Source organism: Variovorax sp. Varisp41 (assembly GCF_047325085.1).
Classification (GTDB): Bacteria; Pseudomonadota; Gammaproteobacteria; order Burkholderiales; family Burkholderiaceae_C; genus Variovorax.
Map to the genome: position 1 here is coordinate 3,945,636 of NZ_CP168540.1, position 17,816 is coordinate 3,963,451.

The window sequence follows — 17,816 nt, forward strand, 5'->3', positions numbered from 1 at the left end:
TGTTTCGTTTTATTGCGGCGGGCTTGAAGCGCGCGCGGCGCTCAGCCCGCGAGCATGGTGGCGGGATCGTCCGAGTCGACCACCGAGCGCGCCCAGGCCTCGAGCTTGCTCGTATCGGCGCGCAGCACCTCCTGCTTGACCGCGAGGATGCGAGAGGGATGCATCGAGAAGCTGCGCAGCCCCAGGCCCAGCAGCAGCCGCGTGAAGGCGACGTCGCCCGCCATCTCGCCGCACACCGCCACGGCCTTGCCCTGGCGCCGGCACTCCGCGATGGTGTCGGCCACCAGCTTGAGCACCGCCGGATGGGCCGGGTCGTAGAGGTGCGCCACCGACTCGTCGGCGCGGTCGATCGCCAGCGTGTACTGGATCAGGTCGTTGGTGCCGATCGAGAGGAAGTCGAAGTGCTTCAGGAAGGTGCGCAGCGTGAGCGCCGCGGCCGGGATCTCGATCATGGCGCCGAGCTTCACCTGGCCGTGCACCGCGCCGCGGTTGTCGAGCTCGGTGCGCGCGAGCGCGAGCAGCGCCAGCGTCTGGCGGATCTCGCTCGCATGCGCGAGCATCGGGATCAGCAGGTGGATCTCGCCGTGCGCGGCCGCGCGCAGGATGGCGCGCAACTGCGTGAGGAACATCGCGGGATCGGCCAGGCTCCAGCGGATGGCGCGCAGGCCGAGCGCGGGGTTCAGGTGCTCCTGCTTGTTGGCGGACTTGTTGTCCAGCGGCTTGTCGGCGCCCACGTCGATGGTGCGGATGGTGACCGGCATGCCCTGCATGCCCTCGACCGCGCGCTTGTAGGCCTGGTACTGCTCCTCCTCGTCGGGCAGCCGGGTCTGGCGCGCCGACGACTCGCGGCCCATGAACAGGAACTCGCTGCGGAACAGGCCCACGCCGACCGCGCCGGCCTTCATCGCGCCCACCGTGTCCTCTGGCATCTCGATGTTGGCGAGCAGCTCGACGCGCTGGCCGTCGAGCGTGACGGCCGGCTTGTGGCGCAGCCGCGCGAGGCGCCCGCGCTCGAGGTCGCCCTGGCGCTGCTTGAAGCCGTACTCGGCCAGGATGATCGGCGAGGGATCGATGATCATCACGCCGGCATCGCCGTCGATGATGACCCAGTCGTCCTGCCGCACCAGCTGGCTCGCGGTGCGCGCGCCGACCACGGCCGGCACGTCCATGCTGCGCGCCACGATCGCGGTGTGCGAGGTGCGCCCGCCGACGTCGGTGACGAAGCCGGCGAACACGCTCTTCTTGAACTGCAGCATGTCGGCCGGCGAGAGGTCGTGCGCGATCAGCACCAGCGGCACGTCGATGCCGTCGCCCGCGGTGAGGTCGTCGTCCTCGTCGGACGAGGCGCGCTTGCGCCGCGGCGGGCTCGGTGCCAGCACCGCGGCCGTGCCCTTCATGCGGTGCAGCAGCCGCTCCACCACCTGCTCGAGGTCGGCCTTGCGCTCGCGCAGGTACTCGTCCTCCATCTCGTCGAACTGGCGCGCGACGATCTCCAGCTGCGTGGTCAGCGCCCACTCGGCGTTGTAGAGCCGCTCGGTGATCCAGTGCTTGACGCCGCCGGTCAGCGCCTCGTCCTGCAGCAGCAGCTGGTGCACCTCGAGCAGCGCCGCGAGTTCGTGCGGCGCGTCGTTGGGCCCCATCTGCGCGACGCTGGTCTGCAGCTTGGCGAGTTCCTCGGCCACCTCGTTGCGCGCGATGCGCACCCGGTCGATCTCGGTCTCGATCTCCTCGGGCTTGATGAAGTAGTGGGCCACGTCGATGCGGCTCGACACCACCAGCACCGCGCGGCCGATGGCGATGCCACGGGCGACGGGGAGGCCGTGGACTGCGAAGGTCATTCGCCCTCGCCGAACTTGTCGTCCATGAGCTGGACGATGGCGTTCATCGCTTCTTCTTCCTGCGGCCCGTTGGTCTCGAGCTCGACGGTCGAGCCGAGCCCGGCGGCCAGCATCATCACGCCCATGATGCTCTTGGCGTTGATGCGGCGGTCACCGCGCGAGAGCCACACCTCGCAGGGGAAGCTGCCGGCGAGCTTGGTCAGCTTGGCCGATGCGCGCGCATGCAGTCCCAGCTTATTGCTGATGGTCACGGATTTCTTGATCACTGTGCTTTCTCTTGGCCTGGTTCTGCGGTGCAGCCACCGCCACTTGCATCACGCCCGAAGTGCCGCCAGTGATGGCGCGCTGCACGAGCACGTCGAGCGGCTCGTGCCGGTAGGTCACGGCGCGCAGCAGCATCGGAAGATTGACGCCCGCCACGAGCCGCGAGCGCACGCCGTCCACCAGCTTCTGCGCCACGTTGCAGGGCGTGGCGCCGAACACGTCGGCCAGCACCAGCACCTGCACGCGCGGCCCGTTGAGCTGCTGCGCGAGCGTGATGCGCGCGGCCGCCAGGGTTTCCTCGGGCGGCACGTTGGGCAGCACGTCGAGCGCGACGATGGCGTTCTCGCTGTCGGGAAACACATGCAGCGCGCACTTCCGCAACGCTTGTGCGAACGGCGAATGGGCAATGATGAGGATGCTGTTCATGCGGCTCGGGGGACGGCGCTTCGATTATGCGGGGGCGCCCGGAGGAAGTAGATAGACGACATAACGCGCCAGCCCGCAAGCTTGGCCATTGCGCAACGGACGCCCCGGCGCGCGGCAGCGACGCACGATCGAAACCGTCGCCGCGCGCGGCTCATGGCAGCCGCAGTCCTTCGAAGAAGGTCTTGGCGGCCTCGCCCGACGAGGGCCGGCCCAGCACCATCGCCTGGTAGAGCGACACGGCGCCCGGCGGCGTCGAGCGGGTCTCGGCCTGGGCGAACCACAGCACCTGCAGCGGCTGGCCCGTGGGCGTGGCCGGCGCGTCGAGCCGCAGCGGCGCGGGCACGGGGGCGGCGCGCGGCACCGTGGCGGGCGCCTCGGTGGTGGCCGCGCTCTGCAGCTGCTCGCGCGTGGCGAGCTGCCAGGCGCGCAGCCAGCTCTCGGCCTGGGCGGCATCGGCGGCGGTGGCATGCGCAATCGCGAAGGTGGCACCGCCGGCCTCGCAGCCGGCCATGTCGACCTGCACCGATTCGGCGCCCAGCGGCTGCGCGCGGGTGGCGCGGTCGGCCTTGCAGGGCAGCAGCGCGACCAGGCCGGCCTCGGCCACCGGGACTTCGCGCCAGTTGAAGGTCGGGCTGCAGGCCGCGAGCGCGAGGACCGCGGCGGCGGCGCAGGCGGCGCGCGCACGGCGGCGAAGACGGGAGGTGGGCAGCGGCATGGGGATCGGATTATCGATCCACCGTTCCACGGAGACTGTCGCGCGCGCCTGCACGTTCGGACGCACGGAACTAGAATCGCGCCGCCCCACTCAGTCAGCAGCCATGAAAAAGTACGTTATCGCAGCCGCCGTTGCCGTCGCCCTGGCCACCGGCGTGGGGGTGTACCTCGGCTCGGGCACCACCGCGGCGCCCGCCTCGACCTTCGTGCTGCTCGACGGCACGAAAAAGAGCACCGAGGACCTCAAGGGCAAGGTCACGCTGGTCAACTTCTGGGCCACGAGCTGCGTGACCTGCGTCGGCGAGATGCCCAAGGTGATCGCCACCTACGACAAGTACAAGGCGCGCGGCTACGACACGCTGGCGGTGGCCATGAGCTACGACCCGCCGAGCTACGTCGTCAATTTCGCCGAAACCCGCAAGCTGCCGTTCAAGGTGGCGATCGACAACACCGGCAGCGTGGCGCAGGCCTGGGGCGACGTGAAGCTCACGCCGACCACCTACCTCGTGAACAAGCAGGGCCAGATAGTCAAGCGCTACGTGGGCGAACCCGATTTCGCCGAGCTGCACAAGCTGATCGAGAAGCTGCTGGCCGAGGCCTGAGCCCTCCTCCTGCCCGCCAAAAAGGCGCTGCCCGTGACCGGGCAGCGCCTTTTTCGTTGGGGCAAGCGATGGCGGATCAGCGGTCGCGGAAGCTGTCGTGGCAAGCCTTGCAGCTCGCGGCGGTCGGGCCGAACTGGGCCTTGAGCGCATCGATGTTGCCGGCCTTGGCGGCCACCAGCAGCTTGCCGGTCTCGGCGATCAGCTTGTCCTGGTGCTCCTTGAACTTCGGCGCTTCCTTCCAGACCTCGGGCTTGGCCTTGCCGCCCTCGGTGCCGGCGCCGAAGCCGGCCCAGGGCAGCTTCGCCATGTCGGCCACCACCTCGGCATTGGCCGCGGCGGCGGCCGCGTCGTAGGGCGCGCGGCCATTGGCCATGGCGCCCAGGCGGCCGAAGTGCTGCGACATGACGAACAGCGCGCTCTGGCGGTACTTGATGGCGTCTTCAGGCTTCGCGAACTGGGCCGCGGCCGGCAGGGTGGTGGCGGCGCAGGCGGCGGCCAGCGCGAAGGTGGCGAGTCGGATCATCGGGGTCCTCCTGACGTGGGGAAATCGTGGGTGATGCCGTCGGGCGCGGCACCTGCGCGGCAGTGTAGGGGCAGGCCGGCCGGCGCGCATAGCAACAACCCGATGGAGCGGACGGCCCGGACTTTGCTAATCTGCGCCTTCCGCAGCCTTGCGCTCCCCCCTCCTTCGATGACCGACTCCCCCGCGGCCGCGGCGTCTCGCCAGGCCACCCGAACACGCGTCTGGGACCTGCCGACCCGGCTGTTCCACTGGGCCCTGGCCGCCGCCGTGATCGGGCTGATCGCCACCGGCCTCGGCGGCGTCATGGAATGGCATTTCCGCCTCGGCTACACGGTGCTCGCGCTGCTGCTGTTCCGGCTGGTCTGGGGTTTCGTCGGCGGACGCTGGTCGCGCTTCGCGGCCTTCGTCTACGCGCCGGGCTCGCTCCTCGCCTACCTGCGCGGCCGCGCCCATCCCGACCACCTGATCGGCCACACGCCGCTGGGCGCGCTGTCGGTGTTCGCGGTGCTCGCGATCCTGGCGCTGCAGGTGGCCACCGGCCTCTTGGCCGACGACGAGATCTCGGCCGCGGGGCCGCTCACGCGCTTCGTCTCGGGCGATCTCGTGAGCCTGGCCACGGGCTGGCACAGCACGCAGGGCAAGTGGATCGTGATCGCGCTCGCGAGCCTGCACGTGCTCGCGGTGCTGTTCTACGTGCTGGTGAAGCGCCACCGGCTGGTCGCGCCGATGGTGTCGGGCGACAAGCACATCGCCGCCGCCGGCAGCCGCGACGACGCCGCGTCGCGTGGCTTCGCGCTGGTGCTCGCGCTGCTGTGCGCGGGCGTCGCGTACTGGGTTTCGTCGTTGCGCGCATGAGCTCCTCGGTCTCACGCCCCCTGCCGCTGTCGGACACGCCGGCCGTCGTGCTGCTCACGCCCGACGAGGCCCACGAACTCGAGGCCGCGCGCCTCATCTTCCGCGACTACGCCGCCTCGCTGGGCATCGATCTCGATTTCCAGAATTTCGACCAGGAACTGGCCGCGCTGCCGGGCGAATACGTCGAGCCGCGCGGCACGCTGCTGCTGGCGCTGGTCGATCCGGCGCACGTCAAGGACGAGGCCGGCCGCGCCACGCCCACGCTGGTGCGCGCCGATGGCCGGCTCGCGCACGTGGCCGGCTGCTGCGCGCTGCGGCCGCTCGACAGCGCGGACTACGTGAATGCGGCGGAGATGAAGCGCCTGTACGTGCGCCCGGGCTTTCGCGGCCTGGGGCTGGGCCGCCAGCTCGCCGAGGCGATCCTCGACGCGGCGCGTGGCGCGGGCTACGGCTGCGTGCTGCTCGACACGCTCGACGAGATGGAGTCGGCACGCGCCCTCTACGAGGACCTGGGCTTCGCAGAGGTGCCGCCCTTCTATCACAACCCCATTGCGGGGGCGCACTACCTGAAGGTGGACCTGTAGGCGTCGCCCCGGCTTCGCCGCTTCAGCCCTTGGCTTGCGCCAGCAGCGTCTCGGCGTTGCTGACCTCGAACTTGCCCGGTGCCTCGACATTGAGCGTCGCGACCTTGCCGTCCTTCACGAGCATCGAGTAGCGGTTGCTGCGCAGGCCCATGCCACGGCCCGTGAGGTCCAGCGTGAGGCCGGTGGCCTTGGCGAAGTCTGCGCTGCCGTCGGCCAGCATGCGCACCTTGGCGCCGGTCTTCTGGTCGCGCGCCCAGGCGCCCATCACGAAGGCGTCGTTCACGCTCACGCACCAGATCTCGTCCACGCCCGCGGCCTTGAAGTCGTCGAAGTGCTGCACATAGCCGGGCACGTGCTTGGCCGAGCAGGTGGGCGTGAAGGCGCCCGGCAGCGCGAACAGCGCGATCGTCTTGCCGGCCGTTGCCTTGCTCACGTCGACGGGGTTCGGGCCGATGCTGCAGCCTTCGCCCTCGACTTCGGAATACTCCTGCAGGGTGGCCGAGGGAAGGGTGTCGCCGACTTTGATCATTTGAAAGTGCTCCTGGAAAAAGAAAAACGGCCCACATTGTGGGCCGTTTCGCGATGGACTGCCGGCTGCCTCGCGGAGCCGGCTTACCCGAGGGGGATCAGACCAGGACGGCCTTCTCGACCAGACGGGTCACGACCCAGTTCTTGGTCTTCGAGATCGGACGGCTTTCCGTGATCTCGATGGTGTCGCCCAGCTTGTACTCGCCCTTTTCGTCATGGGCGTGGTACTTGCTCGTCTTCGCCACGATCTTGCCGTAGAGCTCGTGCTTCACACGGCGCTCGACCAGCACGGTCACGGTCTTGGCACGCTTGTCGCTGACCACCTTGCCGATCAAGGTGCGCTTGAGGGATTTTTTAGCTTCCGTCATGTTCACTCCTTACTTGGCGGCTTGGGTTTCTTGCTGCTTCTGAGCAAGAACGGTCTTGGCGCGCGCGATGTCGCGACGCGTCACGCGCAGCGTCGAGGTGTTCGACAGCTGTTGCGTGGCTTTCTGCATGCGCAGGCCGAAATGGGCCTTCTGCAGATCCTTGATTTCGGCTTGCAGACCGGCGACGTCCTTCTCGCGCAGTGCTGCTGCCTTGCTCACCTTGGCCGGAGCCGCGGCTTCTTTCTTCTTACGTGTTGCCATGGATGTTCTCCTCTCAGGCGCCGAGCTGGCGCGAGACGAACGTCGTGCGCAGCGGCAGCTTGGCAGCGGCCAGGCGGAAGGCTTCGCGGGCGAGTTCTTCGGGCACGCCGACGATCTCGAACACGATCTTGCCGGGCTGGATCTCGGCGACGTAGTACTCGGGGTTGCCCTTGCCGTTACCCATCCGCACTTCTGCGGGCTTGGTCGAGATCGGCTTGTCGGGGAACACGCGGATCCAGATACGGCCACCGCGCTTCACGTGACGCGAAATCGCGCGGCGAGCGGCTTCGATCTGGCGCGCCGTGAGGCGGCCGCGGTCGGTGCATTTCAGACCGAAGTCACCGAAGGCCACCGAGTTGCCCCGGGTGGCGACGCCGGTGTTGCGGCCCTTTTGTTCCTTGCGGAACTTTCTGCGTGCAGGTTGCAGCATGTCTTGTTACTCCGTGAGGACTGCCCCGGGCTTTCAGTGCGAATGCACACCCGGGGCTACAGACCGATTACTCGGTCTTGGCACCGTCCGCTGCTGCAGCGGGCGCGGCTTTGCGGACGCGCTTAACGGCGGGTTTCGAGTCTGCACCGGCACCGCCGGTTGCTTCTGCGGGCTTGTCGCTGCCGTCGGCGGGAGCGGTGTTGCCACCGATCGGGCCACGGGCACCGGCACGCGGGCCGCCGCGGCGGTCACCGCCCGGACGGTCGCCACCCGGGCGGCCATCGCGGCGCGGACCACGCGGACGACGCTCTTCCTCGGGACGCGGGGTCTCGACGGCGGGCAGGTCGTTGCGGCCCAGGGTGTCGCCCTTGTAGACCCACACCTTGACGCCGATGACGCCGTAGGTGGTCTTGGCTTCCGAGGTGCCGTAGTCGATGTCGGCGCGCAGCGTGTGAAGCGGCACGCGACCTTCGCGGTACCACTCGGTACGAGCGATTTCGATGCCGTTCAGGCGGCCAGCCGACATGATCTTGATGCCCTGGGCACCCAGACGCATGGCGTTCTGCATGGCACGCTTCATGGCGCGGCGGAACATGATCCGCTTTTCGAGCTGCTGCGTGATGCTGTCGGCGATCAGCTGGGCATCGATTTCGGGCTTGCGCACTTCTTCGATGTTCACTGCCACCGGCACGCCGAGCTGGCGGCCCAGTTCGCGCTTGAGGTTCTCGATGTCTTCGCCCTTCTTGCCGATCACGACGCCCGGACGAGCCGAGTAGATCGTGATGCGGGCGTTCTTGGCGGGACGCTCGATCAGGACGCGCGACACCGAAGCGTTCTTCAGCTTCTTCTTCAGGTATTCGCGAACCTTGATGTCTTCGGCCAGCATGCCCGCGAAATCGCGGTCGCTGGCGTACCAGCGGCTGGACCAGTTACGGGTAACCGCCAGACGGAAGCCGGTCGGATGGATTTTCTGTCCCATATTTCTTCCAGGCTCTTAGTTGCCAACCGTCACGTACACATGGCACGTGGGCTTGCTGATGCGATTGCCGCGACCCTTGGCGCGCGCCGTGAAGCGCTTGAGCGTGGCGCCCTGTTCGACGTAGATGGTCTTGACCTTCAGTTCGTCGATGTCGGCACCGTCGTTGTGCTCCGCGTTGGCGATGGCCGACTCGAGCACCTTCTTGACGATCACAGCGGCCTTCTTCTGCGTGAATTGCAGGATGTTGAGCGCTTGATCGACCTTCTTGCCGCGGATCAGGTCGGCGACCAGACGGCCCTTGTCGACCGAGAGGCGGACACCGCGGAGGACTGCACGTGTTTCAGACATGGTCGTTCCTTACTTCTTCTGGACTTTCTTGTCCGCGGGGTGCCCCTTGAACGTGCGCGTGAGCGCAAATTCGCCGAGCTTGTGGCCGACCATCTGGTCGGTGATGTACACGGGCACGTGCTGCTTGCCGTTGTGCACGGCAATGGTCAGGCCGATGAATTCGGGCAGGACCATCGAGCGGCGCGACCAGGTCTTGATCGGCTTCTTGTCCTTCGTCGTCACGGCCTTGTCGGCCTTGGCAACGAGGTGATGGTCAACAAACGGACCCTTTTTGAGAGAGCGAGTCATTTGCTATCCCTTACTTCTTGCGGCGCGACACGATGAAGACCTGCGTGCGCTTGTTGTTACGGGTACGGTAACCCTTGGTCAGGTTGCCCCACGGGTCGACAGGGTGACGGCCTTCGCCGGTCTTGCCTTCGCCACCACCGTGCGGGTGGTCGACCGGGTTCATCACCACGCCGCGAACGGTCGGGCGGATACCCATCCAGCGCTTCACACCGGCCTTGCCGAGCTGGCGCAGGCTGTGTTCTTCGTTGGCCACTTCACCGATGGTCGCGCGGCATTCGATGTGAATGCGGCGGACTTCGCCCGAACGCATGCGGACCTGGGCGTAGACGCCTTCACGGGCCAGCAGCGTGGCCGAGGTACCGGCCGAGCGGGCGATCTGCGCGCCCTTGCCGGGCTGCAGTTCGATGCAGTGGATCGTCGAACCCACCGGAATGTTGCGGATCGGCAGCGTGTTGCCGGCGCGGATCGGAGCTTCCGAACCCGACAGCAGCGTTGCACCGGCTTCCAGACCGCGCGGGGCGATGATGTAGCGGCGCTCGCCGTCGGCGTAGCAGACCAGCGCGATGTGGGCGGTGCGGTTCGGGTCGTACTCGATGCGCTCGACCTTCGCCGGGATGCCATCCTTGTTGCGACGGAAGTCCACCACGCGGTAGTGGTGCTTGTGACCGCCGCCCTTGTGACGGGTCGTGATGTGGCCGTTGTTGTTGCGGCCGGCCTTCTGGAACTGGGGTTCCAGCAGGGATGCGAGCGGAGCACCCTTGTACAGGTGGTCACGCGAGATCTTCACCGCGCCGCGTTGGCCCGGCGAAGTGGGTTTCATCTTGATGACGGCCATGATTAAGCGCCTTCCCCGACGAGGTTGAGCTCTTGACCGGCCTTCAGCGTGACGTAGGCCTTGCGAACGTGGTCGCGGCGGCCGACGGACTTGCCGAAGCGCTTGGTCTTGCCCTTGATGTTGGCAACCGACACGCCCTTGACTTCGACCTTGAACATCAGTTCGACGGCGGCCTTGATCTCGGGCTTGGTGGCGTCTTGCAACACCTTGAAAGTGACAGCGTTCGACTTCTCGCCGACCATCGTGGCCTTTTCGGACACGATCGGGGCGACCAGCACGTTCATGAGACGGCCTTCGTCGAACTGACGTTGAGCAGGGGTGGGGTTCACGCGGCTCATGCGAACATCTCCTTGAGCTTGTCGACGGCACCCTTGGTGACCAGCACCTTCTTGTAGTGCACCAGCGACACCGGGTCTGCGTAGCGCGGCTCGACCACGAGGACGTTCACCAGGTTGCGCGAGGCAAGGTAAAGGTTCTCGTCGACTTCTTCGGCGATCACGAGCACGGAGTCGAGATTCATCGCCTTGAAGCGGGCAGCCAGCGGCTTGGTCTTGGGCGAGTCGACCTTGATCGAATCGACCACGGCCAGACGGCCTTCGCGAGCGAGTTGCGAGAAGATGGACGCCATGCCGGCGCGGTACATCTTCTTGTTGATCTTCTGCGAGAAGTTTTCGTCAGGCATGTTCGGGAAGATCCGGCCACCCCCGCGCCACAGCGGCGAGGACGTCATACCGGCACGGGCGCGGCCCGTTCCCTTTTGCTTGAAAGGCTTCTTGGTCGAGTGCTTGACCTGTTCGCGGTCCTTCTGGGCGCGCGTGCCTTGGCGGGCGTTGGCCTGGAATGCGACGACGATCTGGTGGACCAGGTCTTCGTTGTAGTCACGGCCGAACACGGTTTCGGGGGCGTCGTACTTCGACGCGGCCTGACCTTGCTCGTTCAGGAGTTCGAGTTCCATTACTTCGCTCCTTCAGCCGCTTGCGGCTTGGCCTTGACGGCGGGACGCACGGTGACGAAGCCACCCTTCGAACCCGGGATCGCGCCCTTGATGAGCAGCAGTTGACGCGCTTCGTCGATGCGGAACACCGACAGGTTCTGCGTCGTGCGGGTGACGTCGCCGAGGTGGCCCGTCATGCGCTTGCCGGGGAACACGCGACCGGGGTCCTGCGCCATGCCGATCGAGCCGGGCACGTTGTGCGAACGGCTGTTACCGTGCGACGCGCGCTGCGAGCTCATGTTGTGGCGCTTGATCGTGCCGGCGTAGCCCTTGCCGATGGAGGTGCCTTGCACGTCCACCTTCTGGCCCACGGAGAACACGCTGCCGGCCGCGATCACGCCGCCAGCCTGGTGCTGACCTGCGGTATCTGCGGTGACGCGGAATTCCTGGATGATTTCGCCAGCTTCGACACCCGCCTTGGCGAGGTGGCCGGCTTCGGGCTTGGTCACGCGCGATGCTTTGCGCGAACCGAACGTCACTTGCAGTGCGACGTAGCCATCGGTCTCTTGCGACTTGATCTGGGTCACGCGGTTGTTCGACACATCCACCACCGTGACAGGAACTGCGTCCCCGTCATCGGTGAAGAGACGCATCATCCCCACCTTGCGGCCCAGCAACCCGAGGGAGTTGCTCAGACTCATGTGTTTTCTCCAAAAAATGGAAGCTTCTCCCGCCGCTGCCACTTCAATTGGCGACAGCGTTTGACCGAAGTCGTATGACCGACTCGCGGCAACGGGGGAAGGTTGATAAATCTCCGACCTGCACGTACCTTGCGGACGCAACAAGGGCAGAGCCAGCGATTATAGCCCGCGTCCTGCGCGGGGTGCAAGTGCTGGAAAAGGCCCCTTTCGGGGCGGCTGCAACGGCTCCTGGAGGCCGCTTTTTGCCTATTTGGCGGGCATCGTGACGATGCTGTCGCCTTCCTTGGTGGTCTGGGTGTCGCCCTGCGGCTTCATCAACGGTGCCGCTCCGGTCTGGATCGGGATCGAGATGGCGCTGCTCGCGCCGCCCTGGGTCACGAACACGTTCAGGTAGCGCAGCCCGTCCGATTCGCCGATGACCGACAGCGTCGCGGTGCTGCGTTGGCCGGCGGGAAGCGTCAGCGGCGCGCCGTTTCGCAGCGTCAAGCCGGGGTCCGTGGTGAAGCGCACCGACGCGCCCTGCGGATCGGTCACGTCGTCGAACTGCAGCACCACCGACGTGGCGCTCCCCGCCCGCGGCACCCCTTCGACACGGTACTGCACCGCGACACCGGCGCCGTTGGACTTCTGCACGGCCGTGGTCATGGGTGCCGCCGCCGCCTTGTGCGGCACGCGCTTGTGCACGCGCGAGTCCGGCGTGCCGTCGGCCAGCGCCCAGGTCGTCAGCACCGCCAGCGAGAGCGCCGCGATGGCGGTCCGTGTGTTCGAGCGAATCGTCATGGCCATCATTCCTCTTACTGGATCGCGACGCTGATGCAGTTCGCGCCCGAGCTGTTGAGATCGGTGACGGCCAGCACGTACTCGCCGGCCGGCAGGCTGACCTTGTTGCCCGACCGCGGGATCTGGCCGGCGCGGAACACGGCGAAATCCGGATTCACCGTCGGCGCGCTCGACGCCACCGAGATCTGGTACTCGCGCGTGGTGGGTGCCACGAAGCGCAGGTAGGCGTAGTTGCCCAGCTTGTTGCCGCGTCCCGCCACGGTCGAGACGCAGGCATTGGCGAGCGAGCCCACCACGGCGCTGCCGTACAGGGGCAGTGCGTTCGGCACGCTCGGCGTTCCACCGCCGTTGCCTTCGGCTTCCCCGAACGGATCGTTGGCACCGGCGCTGATGTTCTGCGCGCTCAGGAGGCCCGCCAACGCCGACGCGCTGCCGGGCGCCGCCGCATTGAAGGCCGCGGTGAACGGATGGATCGAGGTCACGGCGGCGCCGCCCCTGAACTGCGCGCTGGTCATCGCATCGTGGATCGGCTTGAAGCCCACCTGCTGGTTGAGATTCCAGAAGATCGAGTGGATCGAGCGCTCGCGGTACCAGCCCGGATTGCTGGATGGCCCCGCCGCCAGGTTGATCGACACGCTGACGTCGGGCGCGACCTGCCCTTCGCCGCGGGAATCGACGTAGTTGCTGCGGCCGAGCGCAATGCCCGACCAGCCGTTGCCCCAGCCTTCGGAGAAGGCCACTCGGCGATCGAGGCGGTCGCTCAGGTCGTGCGATCCACCGACCGAATCGTCCCGGCTGAAGGACGACTGGTAGTAGTGCCCCCACTCGTGCGCGATCACCGGCGCATCGAACTCGTCGGTGTCCACGTTCTCCTTGCCGAGCACGTAGATCTCGCGGCCGGTGCTGCGGTTGGTGAAGAAGGTGCTGCCGATCTGACCGAGCGCGAGGCTGCCGCCGCTCGGCACGTTGTTCGGGCTCCAGAACACCTTCAGCGGCGGGAAGTTCGTCGCGGGCGCCACCGACAGCACCTTCAGCATCGAGGTGTAGACCGTATCGAGCACCGCGAACGGTGCCGATACGCGGGGCCCGGTATAGCTCGAGCCGCCCCATCCCGAATCCGCGCGCAGGTCGCGCGTCAGCGCCGCGGAGCCGGTCGCGAAGGCGGCCGACTGCATCGAGTAGAGCGGTGTGTTGGCGCCGGTGTTGTCCCGCACGCTGACGTCCCACGCCGCGGTCTGGAGCTGGGCTCGGACACGAACGCTCACCGTGCTGTTCGCCGGCACCGACACCGAATAGTTGCCGTTGGCGTCGGTGGCCGTCACCGCGACCTGGTTCGACAGTGCATCGAGCACCTCGACGAAGGCGCCGCGCACCGGCTTCGCGACGGTGGCCGAATAGACCAGCGGCCCGCTGTTGTTGGGCACCGAGTCGTAGGTGGCCTTGCCGCTGAGAGTGACCCCACCGATTACCGGGGGCGGAAAACCGATCGGGATTCCACCGCCGCCACCACCGCCGCCTCCACCGCAACCTGCGAGGAGCGCCGCGGCAATCGACGCCGAACCGATACCAGAAAGAATCCTGTGGCTCATAGCTTGTGCTGCCCTCATTCAGCTCCGGCCAACGCATCGATGGCCGGTGGTGCGCGAGGATGCCACAGACGACGCGCAAATGACAAAGGCCCGCTCACATTTCTGTGAACGGGCCTCGAGGAGCGATGCCGCGCTCGGCGCGCGAGCGGGCTTCGTTCGATGCTGCTTACTGCAGCTTGATCTCGACGTCGACGCCGGCCGGCAGGTCGAGCTTCATCAGCGCGTCCACGGTCTTGTCGGTGGGGTCGACGATGTCCATCAGGCGCTGGTGCGTGCGGATCTCGAGCTGGTCGCGGCTGGTCTTGTTGACGTGCGGCGAGCGCAGGATGTCGAAACGCTTCAGGCGAGTCGGCAGGGGCACCGGGCCCTTGACGATCGCGCCGGTGCGCTTCGCGGTGTCAACGATCTCGGCGGCCGATTGGTCGATCAGCTTGTAGTCGAACGCCTTCAGGCGGATGCGGATTTTTTGCTTGGTTGCCATGGTGTTTCCTTTGCGTTCGGCTTAGATGTCGAGGATCTTGGCCACGACGCCCGAACCCACGGTACGGCCGCCTTCGCGGATGGCGAAGCGCAGGCCTTCTTCCATCGCGATCGGGTTGATCAGCTTCACGGTGATGCTGACGTTGTCGCCAGGCATGACCATTTCCTTGTCCTTCGGCAGCTCGATCGCGCCGGTCACGTCCGTCGTGCGGAAGTAGAACTGCGGACGGTAGTTGTTGAAGAACGGCGTGTGACGGCCGCCTTCGTCCTTCGACAGCACGTACACCTCGGCGGTGAAGTGCGTGTGCGGCTTGATCGAACCGGGCTTGCACAGCACCTGGCCGCGCTCGACTTCTTCGCGCTTCGTGCCGCGCAGCAGCACGCCCACGTTGTCGCCGGCTTGACCCTGGTCCAGCAGCTTGCGGAACATTTCCACGCCGGTGCAGGTGGTCTTGACCGTCGGGCGGATGCCCACGATTTCGATTTCTTCACCGACCTTGATCACGCCGCGCTCGACAGCGCCGGTCACCACCGTGCCGCGACCCGAGATCGAGAACACGTCTTCCACGGGCATCAGGAACGTGCCGTCCACGGCGCGCTCGGGCGTCGGGATGTACGTGTCCAGGGCTTCGGCCAGCTTCATGATCGCGCCTTCGCCGAGCTCGCCCTTGTCGCCTTCCAGGGCCAGCTTCGCCGAGCCGTGGATGATCGGGGTGTCGTCGCCGGGGAATTCGTACTTGTCGAGGAGTTCGCGAACTTCCATCTCGACCAGCTCGAGCAGTTCCTTGTCGTCGACCATGTCGCACTTGTTCAGGAACACGATGATGTAGCCCACGCCCACCTGGCGAGCCAGCAGGATGTGCTCGCGCGTCTGGGGCATCGGGCCGTCGGCGGCCGAGCACACCAGGATCGCGCCGTCCATCTGGGCGGCGCCGGTGATCATGTTCTTCACGTAGTCGGCGTGGCCGGGGCAGTCGACGTGTGCGTAGTGGCGGTTGGCCGTTTCGTACTCGACGTGCGCGGTGTTGATCGTGATGCCGCGGGCCTTTTCTTCGGGCGCAGCGTCGATCTGGTCGTAGGCCTTCGCTTCGCCGCCGAACTTCGACGACAGCACCGTCGCGATCGCGGCCGTCAGCGTCGTCTTGCCATGGTCAACGTGACCGATCGTGCCCACGTTCACGTGCGGCTTCGTGCGGGTGAATTTACCTTTTGCCATTTTTCAATCCTTGAAAGAGCAGTCCCGTGTATTGGTTTTATGTCTGCATCCGGTTGCTGGATCGCCTCGCACGGGAACGAGGCGGCACCGGATCGCAGACAAGAAGGGCCGCGCACTGCGCGGCCCTGCATTCCTGAAACGCTTACTTCGCGCGGGCAGCCACGATGGCTTCGGCGACGTTACGCGGAGCTTCGGCGTAGTGCTTGAACTCCATCGTGTACGTGGCGCGGCCTTGCGACATCGAGCGCAGCGTGGTCGAGTAGCCGAACATTTCCGACAGCGGCACTTCGGCCTTGATGGCCTTGCCGCCACCGACCATGTCGTCCATGCCCTGCACCATGCCGCGGCGGGACGACAGGTCGCCCATCACGTTGCCGGCGTAGTCTTCGGGCGTCTCGACTTCCACGGCCATCATCGGCTCGAGGATCACGGGGTTGGCCTTGCGGGCACCTTCCTTGAAACCGAAGATCGCGGCCATCTTGAACGCCATTTCGTTCGAGTCCACGTCGTGGTACGAGCCGAAGTGCAGCGTGACCTTGACGTCCACGACGGGGTAGCCCGCCAGCACGCCTTGCGTCAGCGCTTCCACCACGCCCTTTTCCACCGCGGGGATGTATTCGCGGGGAACCACACCGCCCTTGATGGCGTCGACGAACTCGAAGCCCTTGCCGGCTTCCTGGGGTTCGATCTTCAGCACGACGTGGCCGTACTGGCCCTTGCCGCCCGACTGGCGAACGAACTTGCCTTCGGCTTCCTCGACGGTCTTGCGGATCGTTTCGCGGTAGGCCACCTGCGGCTTGCCCACGTTGGCTTCCACGCCGAACTCGCGCTTCATGCGGTCCACGATGATTTCGAGGTGGAGCTCGCCCATGCCCGAAATGATGGTCTGGCCCGATTCCTCGTCGGTCTTGACGCGGAACGACGGGTCTTCCTGCGCGAGGCGCTGCAGGGCGATGCCCATCTTTTCCTGGTCGGCCTTGGTCTTCGGCTCGACGGCCTGCGAGATCACCGACTCCGGGAACACCATGCGCTCGAGGGTCACGACCGAATCGGGATCGCACAGCGTCTCGCCGGTGGTCACTTCCTTCAGGCCCACGCAGGCGGCGATGTCGCCGGCGCGGATTTCGCTGACTTCCTCGCGGTTGTTCGCGTGCATCTGCACGATACGGCCGATGCGTTCCTTCTTGCCGCGCACCGGGTTGTAGACGCTGTCGCCCTTCGAAAGCACGCCCGAATAGACGCGCACGAAGGTCAGCTGGCCCACGAACGGGTCAGTCATCAGCTTGAAGGCGAGCGCCGAGAACTTCTCTTCGTCGTCGGCCTGACGCACCACCGGTGCGTCGCTTTCGTCGGTGCCGGCAACCGGGGGAATGTCCGTCGGAGCGGGCATGTACTCGATCACGGCGTCGAGCATGGCCTGCACGCCCTTGTTCTTGAAGGCCGAGCCACACAGCATCGGCTGGATTTCGCCGGCGATGGTGCGCTGGCGCAGGGCCTTCTTGATTTCCTCTTCGGAGAGCTTTTCGCCTTCGAGGTACTTGTTCATGAGCTCTTCGCTCGCTTCGGCGGCTGCTTCGACCAGCTTCTCGTGGTACTCGTTGCAGACGTCGACCAGGTCGGCCGGGATTTCACCGTAGGTGAAGGTCACGCCCTTGTCCTCGTCCCAGATGATGGCCTTCATCTTCACGAGGTCGACGATGCCCTGGAACTTGTCTTCGGCGCCGATCGGGATCTGGATCACGACGGGGTTGGCCTTCAGGCGGTCGATCATCATCTGGCGCACGCGCAGGAAGTTCGCGCCGGTGCGGTCCATCTTGTTGACGAACGCGAGACGGGGAACCTTGTACTTGTTGGCCTGGCGCCAGACGGTTTCCGACTGGGGCTGCACGCCGCCGACGGCGTCATAGACCATCACGGCGCCGTCCAGCACGCGCATGGAACGCTCCACCTCGATGGTGAAGTCCACGTGGCCGGGGGTGTCGATGATGTTGATGCGGTGCTCGGGGAAATTCTGGGCCATGCCCTTCCAGAAGCAGGTCGTGGCAGCCGAGGTGATCGTGATGCCGCGCTCTTGTTCCTGCTCCATCCAGTCCATCGTGGCGGCACCGTCGTGCACTTCACCGATCTTGTGGTTCACACCGGTGTAGAACAGGATACGTTCCGTCGTCGTGGTCTTGCCAGCGTCGATGTGCGCGGAGATGCCGATGTTGCGGTAGCGCTCGATGGGGGTCTTGCGGGACATGATTTACTTTCGGGTTGAAATGCGTTGAGCG

General features: G+C 66.3%; 24 protein-coding genes. 3 read left to right on the plus strand and 21 right to left on the minus strand.

Annotated features, from left to right (window positions below; translation table 11 throughout):
* Window positions 1-41: 41 nt before the first annotated feature.
* The 4 genes from ptsP to ACEN9J_RS18170 form a co-directional block, all read right to left on the minus strand.
* The gene (gene ptsP / locus ACEN9J_RS18155) at window positions 42-1,838 is read right to left on the minus strand and encodes a phosphoenolpyruvate--protein phosphotransferase (protein WP_057596165.1); all 1,797 of its coding nucleotides are present in this window, start codon (window positions 1,836-1,838) and stop codon (window positions 42-44) included.
* Window positions 1,835-2,104: an HPr family phosphocarrier protein gene (locus ACEN9J_RS18160; protein ID WP_057596164.1), complete on the minus strand. Its 270-nt coding sequence runs from the start codon at window positions 2,102-2,104 to the stop codon at window positions 1,835-1,837. The genes ptsP and ACEN9J_RS18160 overlap by 4 nt, the downstream gene beginning before the upstream one ends.
* Window positions 2,073-2,528, minus strand: coding sequence for a PTS sugar transporter subunit IIA (locus ACEN9J_RS18165; RefSeq protein WP_057596163.1), 456 nt, complete (start codon window positions 2,526-2,528; stop codon window positions 2,073-2,075). Before ACEN9J_RS18165 ends, ACEN9J_RS18160 begins: the two co-directional genes overlap by 32 nt.
* A 151-nt stretch (window positions 2,529-2,679) precedes the next feature.
* The gene (locus ACEN9J_RS18170; protein WP_413761701.1) at window positions 2,680-3,243 is read right to left on the minus strand and encodes a hypothetical protein; all 564 of its coding nucleotides are present in this window, start codon (window positions 3,241-3,243) and stop codon (window positions 2,680-2,682) included.
* A gap of 103 nt (window positions 3,244-3,346) precedes the next feature.
* On the opposite strand from ACEN9J_RS18170, the gene ACEN9J_RS18175 reads away from it, so the two are divergent.
* Window positions 3,347-3,844, plus strand: a complete 498-nt coding sequence (locus tag ACEN9J_RS18175; protein ID WP_057596161.1) for a TlpA family protein disulfide reductase — start codon at window positions 3,347-3,349, stop codon at window positions 3,842-3,844.
* A gap of 76 nt (window positions 3,845-3,920) precedes the next feature.
* On the opposite strand, the gene ACEN9J_RS18180 is transcribed toward ACEN9J_RS18175, so the two are convergent.
* Window positions 3,921-4,367: a c-type cytochrome gene (locus ACEN9J_RS18180; protein WP_057596160.1), complete on the minus strand. Its 447-nt coding sequence runs from the start codon at window positions 4,365-4,367 to the stop codon at window positions 3,921-3,923.
* 168 nt (window positions 4,368-4,535) lie between these two features.
* Between ACEN9J_RS18180 and ACEN9J_RS18185 the strand changes: the two genes are divergently transcribed.
* Window positions 4,536-5,222 carry a cytochrome b/b6 domain-containing protein gene (locus ACEN9J_RS18185; protein ID WP_413761702.1) on the plus strand — a complete coding sequence of 229 codons (687 nt, stop codon included), beginning with the start codon at window positions 4,536-4,538 and terminating at the stop codon, window positions 5,220-5,222.
* Entirely contained in the window at window positions 5,219-5,806 is a 588-nt protein-coding gene (locus tag ACEN9J_RS18190; protein ID WP_057596158.1) for a GNAT family N-acetyltransferase, read from the plus strand. Before ACEN9J_RS18185 ends, ACEN9J_RS18190 begins: the two co-directional genes overlap by 4 nt.
* A gap of 22 nt (window positions 5,807-5,828) precedes the next feature.
* On the opposite strand, the gene ACEN9J_RS18195 is transcribed toward ACEN9J_RS18190, so the two are convergent.
* From ACEN9J_RS18195 to fusA, 16 genes are all read right to left on the minus strand, one after another.
* Complete coding sequence (locus ACEN9J_RS18195; RefSeq protein WP_057596157.1) at window positions 5,829-6,335, minus strand: peroxiredoxin; 507 nt, start codon at window positions 6,333-6,335, stop codon at window positions 5,829-5,831.
* 97 nt (window positions 6,336-6,432) lie between these two features.
* Window positions 6,433-6,702 (minus strand): 30S ribosomal protein S17, encoded by a 270-nt coding sequence (gene rpsQ, locus ACEN9J_RS18200; protein ID WP_015867662.1) that lies wholly within the window; start codon window positions 6,700-6,702, stop codon window positions 6,433-6,435.
* A gap of 9 nt (window positions 6,703-6,711) precedes the next feature.
* Window positions 6,712-6,921 (minus strand): 50S ribosomal protein L29, encoded by a 210-nt coding sequence (gene rpmC, locus ACEN9J_RS18205; RefSeq protein ID WP_057596180.1) that lies wholly within the window; start codon window positions 6,919-6,921, stop codon window positions 6,712-6,714.
* 55 nt (window positions 6,922-6,976) lie between these two features.
* Window positions 6,977-7,393 (minus strand): 50S ribosomal protein L16, encoded by a 417-nt coding sequence (gene rplP / locus ACEN9J_RS18210; protein ID WP_057596155.1) that lies wholly within the window; start codon window positions 7,391-7,393, stop codon window positions 6,977-6,979.
* A 67-nt stretch (window positions 7,394-7,460) separates the two neighbouring features.
* Window positions 7,461-8,372, minus strand: coding sequence for a 30S ribosomal protein S3 (gene rpsC / locus ACEN9J_RS18215; RefSeq protein WP_057596153.1), 912 nt, complete (start codon window positions 8,370-8,372; stop codon window positions 7,461-7,463).
* A gap of 15 nt (window positions 8,373-8,387) precedes the next feature.
* Window positions 8,388-8,720, minus strand: coding sequence for a 50S ribosomal protein L22 (rplV, locus tag ACEN9J_RS18220; protein WP_019657678.1), 333 nt, complete (start codon window positions 8,718-8,720; stop codon window positions 8,388-8,390).
* A gap of 9 nt (window positions 8,721-8,729) precedes the next feature.
* A complete protein-coding gene (gene rpsS, locus ACEN9J_RS18225) occupies window positions 8,730-9,008 on the minus strand; it encodes a 30S ribosomal protein S19 (protein ID WP_007838132.1) in 279 nt (92 codons plus the stop codon).
* 10 nt (window positions 9,009-9,018) lie between these two features.
* Window positions 9,019-9,843 carry a 50S ribosomal protein L2 gene (gene rplB / locus ACEN9J_RS18230; RefSeq protein ID WP_057596151.1) on the minus strand — a complete coding sequence of 275 codons (825 nt, stop codon included), beginning with the start codon at window positions 9,841-9,843 and terminating at the stop codon, window positions 9,019-9,021.
* A 2-nt stretch (window positions 9,844-9,845) separates the two neighbouring features.
* The gene (gene rplW / locus ACEN9J_RS18235; protein WP_057596149.1) at window positions 9,846-10,181 is read right to left on the minus strand and encodes a 50S ribosomal protein L23; all 336 of its coding nucleotides are present in this window, start codon (window positions 10,179-10,181) and stop codon (window positions 9,846-9,848) included.
* Window positions 10,178-10,798, minus strand: coding sequence for a 50S ribosomal protein L4 (rplD, locus tag ACEN9J_RS18240; RefSeq protein WP_057596147.1), 621 nt, complete (start codon window positions 10,796-10,798; stop codon window positions 10,178-10,180). Before rplD ends, rplW begins: the two co-directional genes overlap by 4 nt.
* A complete protein-coding gene (gene rplC, locus ACEN9J_RS18245; protein WP_057596145.1) occupies window positions 10,798-11,478 on the minus strand; it encodes a 50S ribosomal protein L3 in 681 nt (226 codons plus the stop codon). Before rplC ends, rplD begins: the two co-directional genes overlap by 1 nt.
* A 246-nt stretch (window positions 11,479-11,724) precedes the next feature.
* Window positions 11,725-12,258 carry a hypothetical protein gene (locus ACEN9J_RS18250; RefSeq protein WP_057596179.1) on the minus strand — a complete coding sequence of 178 codons (534 nt, stop codon included), beginning with the start codon at window positions 12,256-12,258 and terminating at the stop codon, window positions 11,725-11,727.
* Window positions 12,259-12,272: 14 nt separating this feature from the next.
* Window positions 12,273-13,682, minus strand: a complete 1,410-nt coding sequence (locus ACEN9J_RS18255; RefSeq protein ID WP_413761703.1) for a carboxypeptidase-like regulatory domain-containing protein — start codon at window positions 13,680-13,682, stop codon at window positions 12,273-12,275.
* A 331-nt stretch (window positions 13,683-14,013) separates the two neighbouring features.
* Complete coding sequence (rpsJ, locus tag ACEN9J_RS18260; RefSeq protein WP_057596142.1) at window positions 14,014-14,328, minus strand: 30S ribosomal protein S10; 315 nt, start codon at window positions 14,326-14,328, stop codon at window positions 14,014-14,016.
* Window positions 14,329-14,349: 21 nt separating this feature from the next.
* The gene (gene tuf / locus ACEN9J_RS18265; RefSeq protein WP_093356177.1) at window positions 14,350-15,543 is read right to left on the minus strand and encodes an elongation factor Tu; all 1,194 of its coding nucleotides are present in this window, start codon (window positions 15,541-15,543) and stop codon (window positions 14,350-14,352) included.
* Between the two features lie 142 nt (window positions 15,544-15,685).
* Complete coding sequence (gene fusA / locus ACEN9J_RS18270) at window positions 15,686-17,785, minus strand: elongation factor G (RefSeq protein ID WP_057597517.1); 2,100 nt, start codon at window positions 17,783-17,785, stop codon at window positions 15,686-15,688.
* Window positions 17,786-17,816: the final 31 nt, after the last annotated feature.

Bases quoted from the DNA above. Each gene is read 5' to 3' on its own strand.
- rpsC (WP_057596153.1), bottom strand. From the start codon at position 8,372: ATGGGACAGAAAATCCATCCGACCGGCTTCCGTCTGGCGGTTACCCGT.
- fusA (WP_057597517.1), bottom strand. From the start codon at position 17,785: ATGTCCCGCAAGACCCCCATCGAGCGCTACCGCAACATCGGCATCTCC.
- ACEN9J_RS18165 (WP_057596163.1), bottom strand. From the start codon at position 2,528: ATGAACAGCATCCTCATCATTGCCCATTCGCCGTTCGCACAAGCGTTG.
- rplC (WP_057596145.1), bottom strand. From the start codon at position 11,478: ATGAGTCTGAGCAACTCCCTCGGGTTGCTGGGCCGCAAGGTGGGGATG.
- ACEN9J_RS18190 (WP_057596158.1), top strand. From the start codon at position 5,219: ATGAGCTCCTCGGTCTCACGCCCCCTGCCGCTGTCGGACACGCCGGCC.
- ACEN9J_RS18195 (WP_057596157.1), bottom strand. From the start codon at position 6,335: ATGATCAAAGTCGGCGACACCCTTCCCTCGGCCACCCTGCAGGAGTAT.
- ACEN9J_RS18175 (WP_057596161.1), top strand. From the start codon at position 3,347: ATGAAAAAGTACGTTATCGCAGCCGCCGTTGCCGTCGCCCTGGCCACC.
- ptsP (WP_057596165.1), bottom strand. From the start codon at position 1,838: ATGACCTTCGCAGTCCACGGCCTCCCCGTCGCCCGTGGCATCGCCATC.
- rplD (WP_057596147.1), bottom strand. From the start codon at position 10,798: ATGGAACTCGAACTCCTGAACGAGCAAGGTCAGGCCGCGTCGAAGTAC.
- ACEN9J_RS18180 (WP_057596160.1), bottom strand. From the start codon at position 4,367: ATGATCCGACTCGCCACCTTCGCGCTGGCCGCCGCCTGCGCCGCCACC.
- rplB (WP_057596151.1), bottom strand. From the start codon at position 9,843: ATGGCCGTCATCAAGATGAAACCCACTTCGCCGGGCCAACGCGGCGCG.
- rplW (WP_057596149.1), bottom strand. From the start codon at position 10,181: ATGAGCCGCGTGAACCCCACCCCTGCTCAACGTCAGTTCGACGAAGGC.
- rpsJ (WP_057596142.1), bottom strand. From the start codon at position 14,328: ATGGCAACCAAGCAAAAAATCCGCATCCGCCTGAAGGCGTTCGACTAC.
- rpsS (WP_007838132.1), bottom strand. From the start codon at position 9,008: ATGACTCGCTCTCTCAAAAAGGGTCCGTTTGTTGACCATCACCTCGTT.
- tuf (WP_093356177.1), bottom strand. From the start codon at position 15,543: ATGGCAAAAGGTAAATTCACCCGCACGAAGCCGCACGTGAACGTGGGC.
- ACEN9J_RS18250 (WP_057596179.1), bottom strand. From the start codon at position 12,258: ATGACGATTCGCTCGAACACACGGACCGCCATCGCGGCGCTCTCGCTG.
- ACEN9J_RS18170 (WP_413761701.1), bottom strand. From the start codon at position 3,243: ATGCCGCTGCCCACCTCCCGTCTTCGCCGCCGTGCGCGCGCCGCCTGC.
- ACEN9J_RS18185 (WP_413761702.1), top strand. From the start codon at position 4,536: ATGACCGACTCCCCCGCGGCCGCGGCGTCTCGCCAGGCCACCCGAACA.
- rplP (WP_057596155.1), bottom strand. From the start codon at position 7,393: ATGCTGCAACCTGCACGCAGAAAGTTCCGCAAGGAACAAAAGGGCCGC.
- rplV (WP_019657678.1), bottom strand. From the start codon at position 8,720: ATGTCTGAAACACGTGCAGTCCTCCGCGGTGTCCGCCTCTCGGTCGAC.
- rpsQ (WP_015867662.1), bottom strand. From the start codon at position 6,702: ATGACGGAAGCTAAAAAATCCCTCAAGCGCACCTTGATCGGCAAGGTG.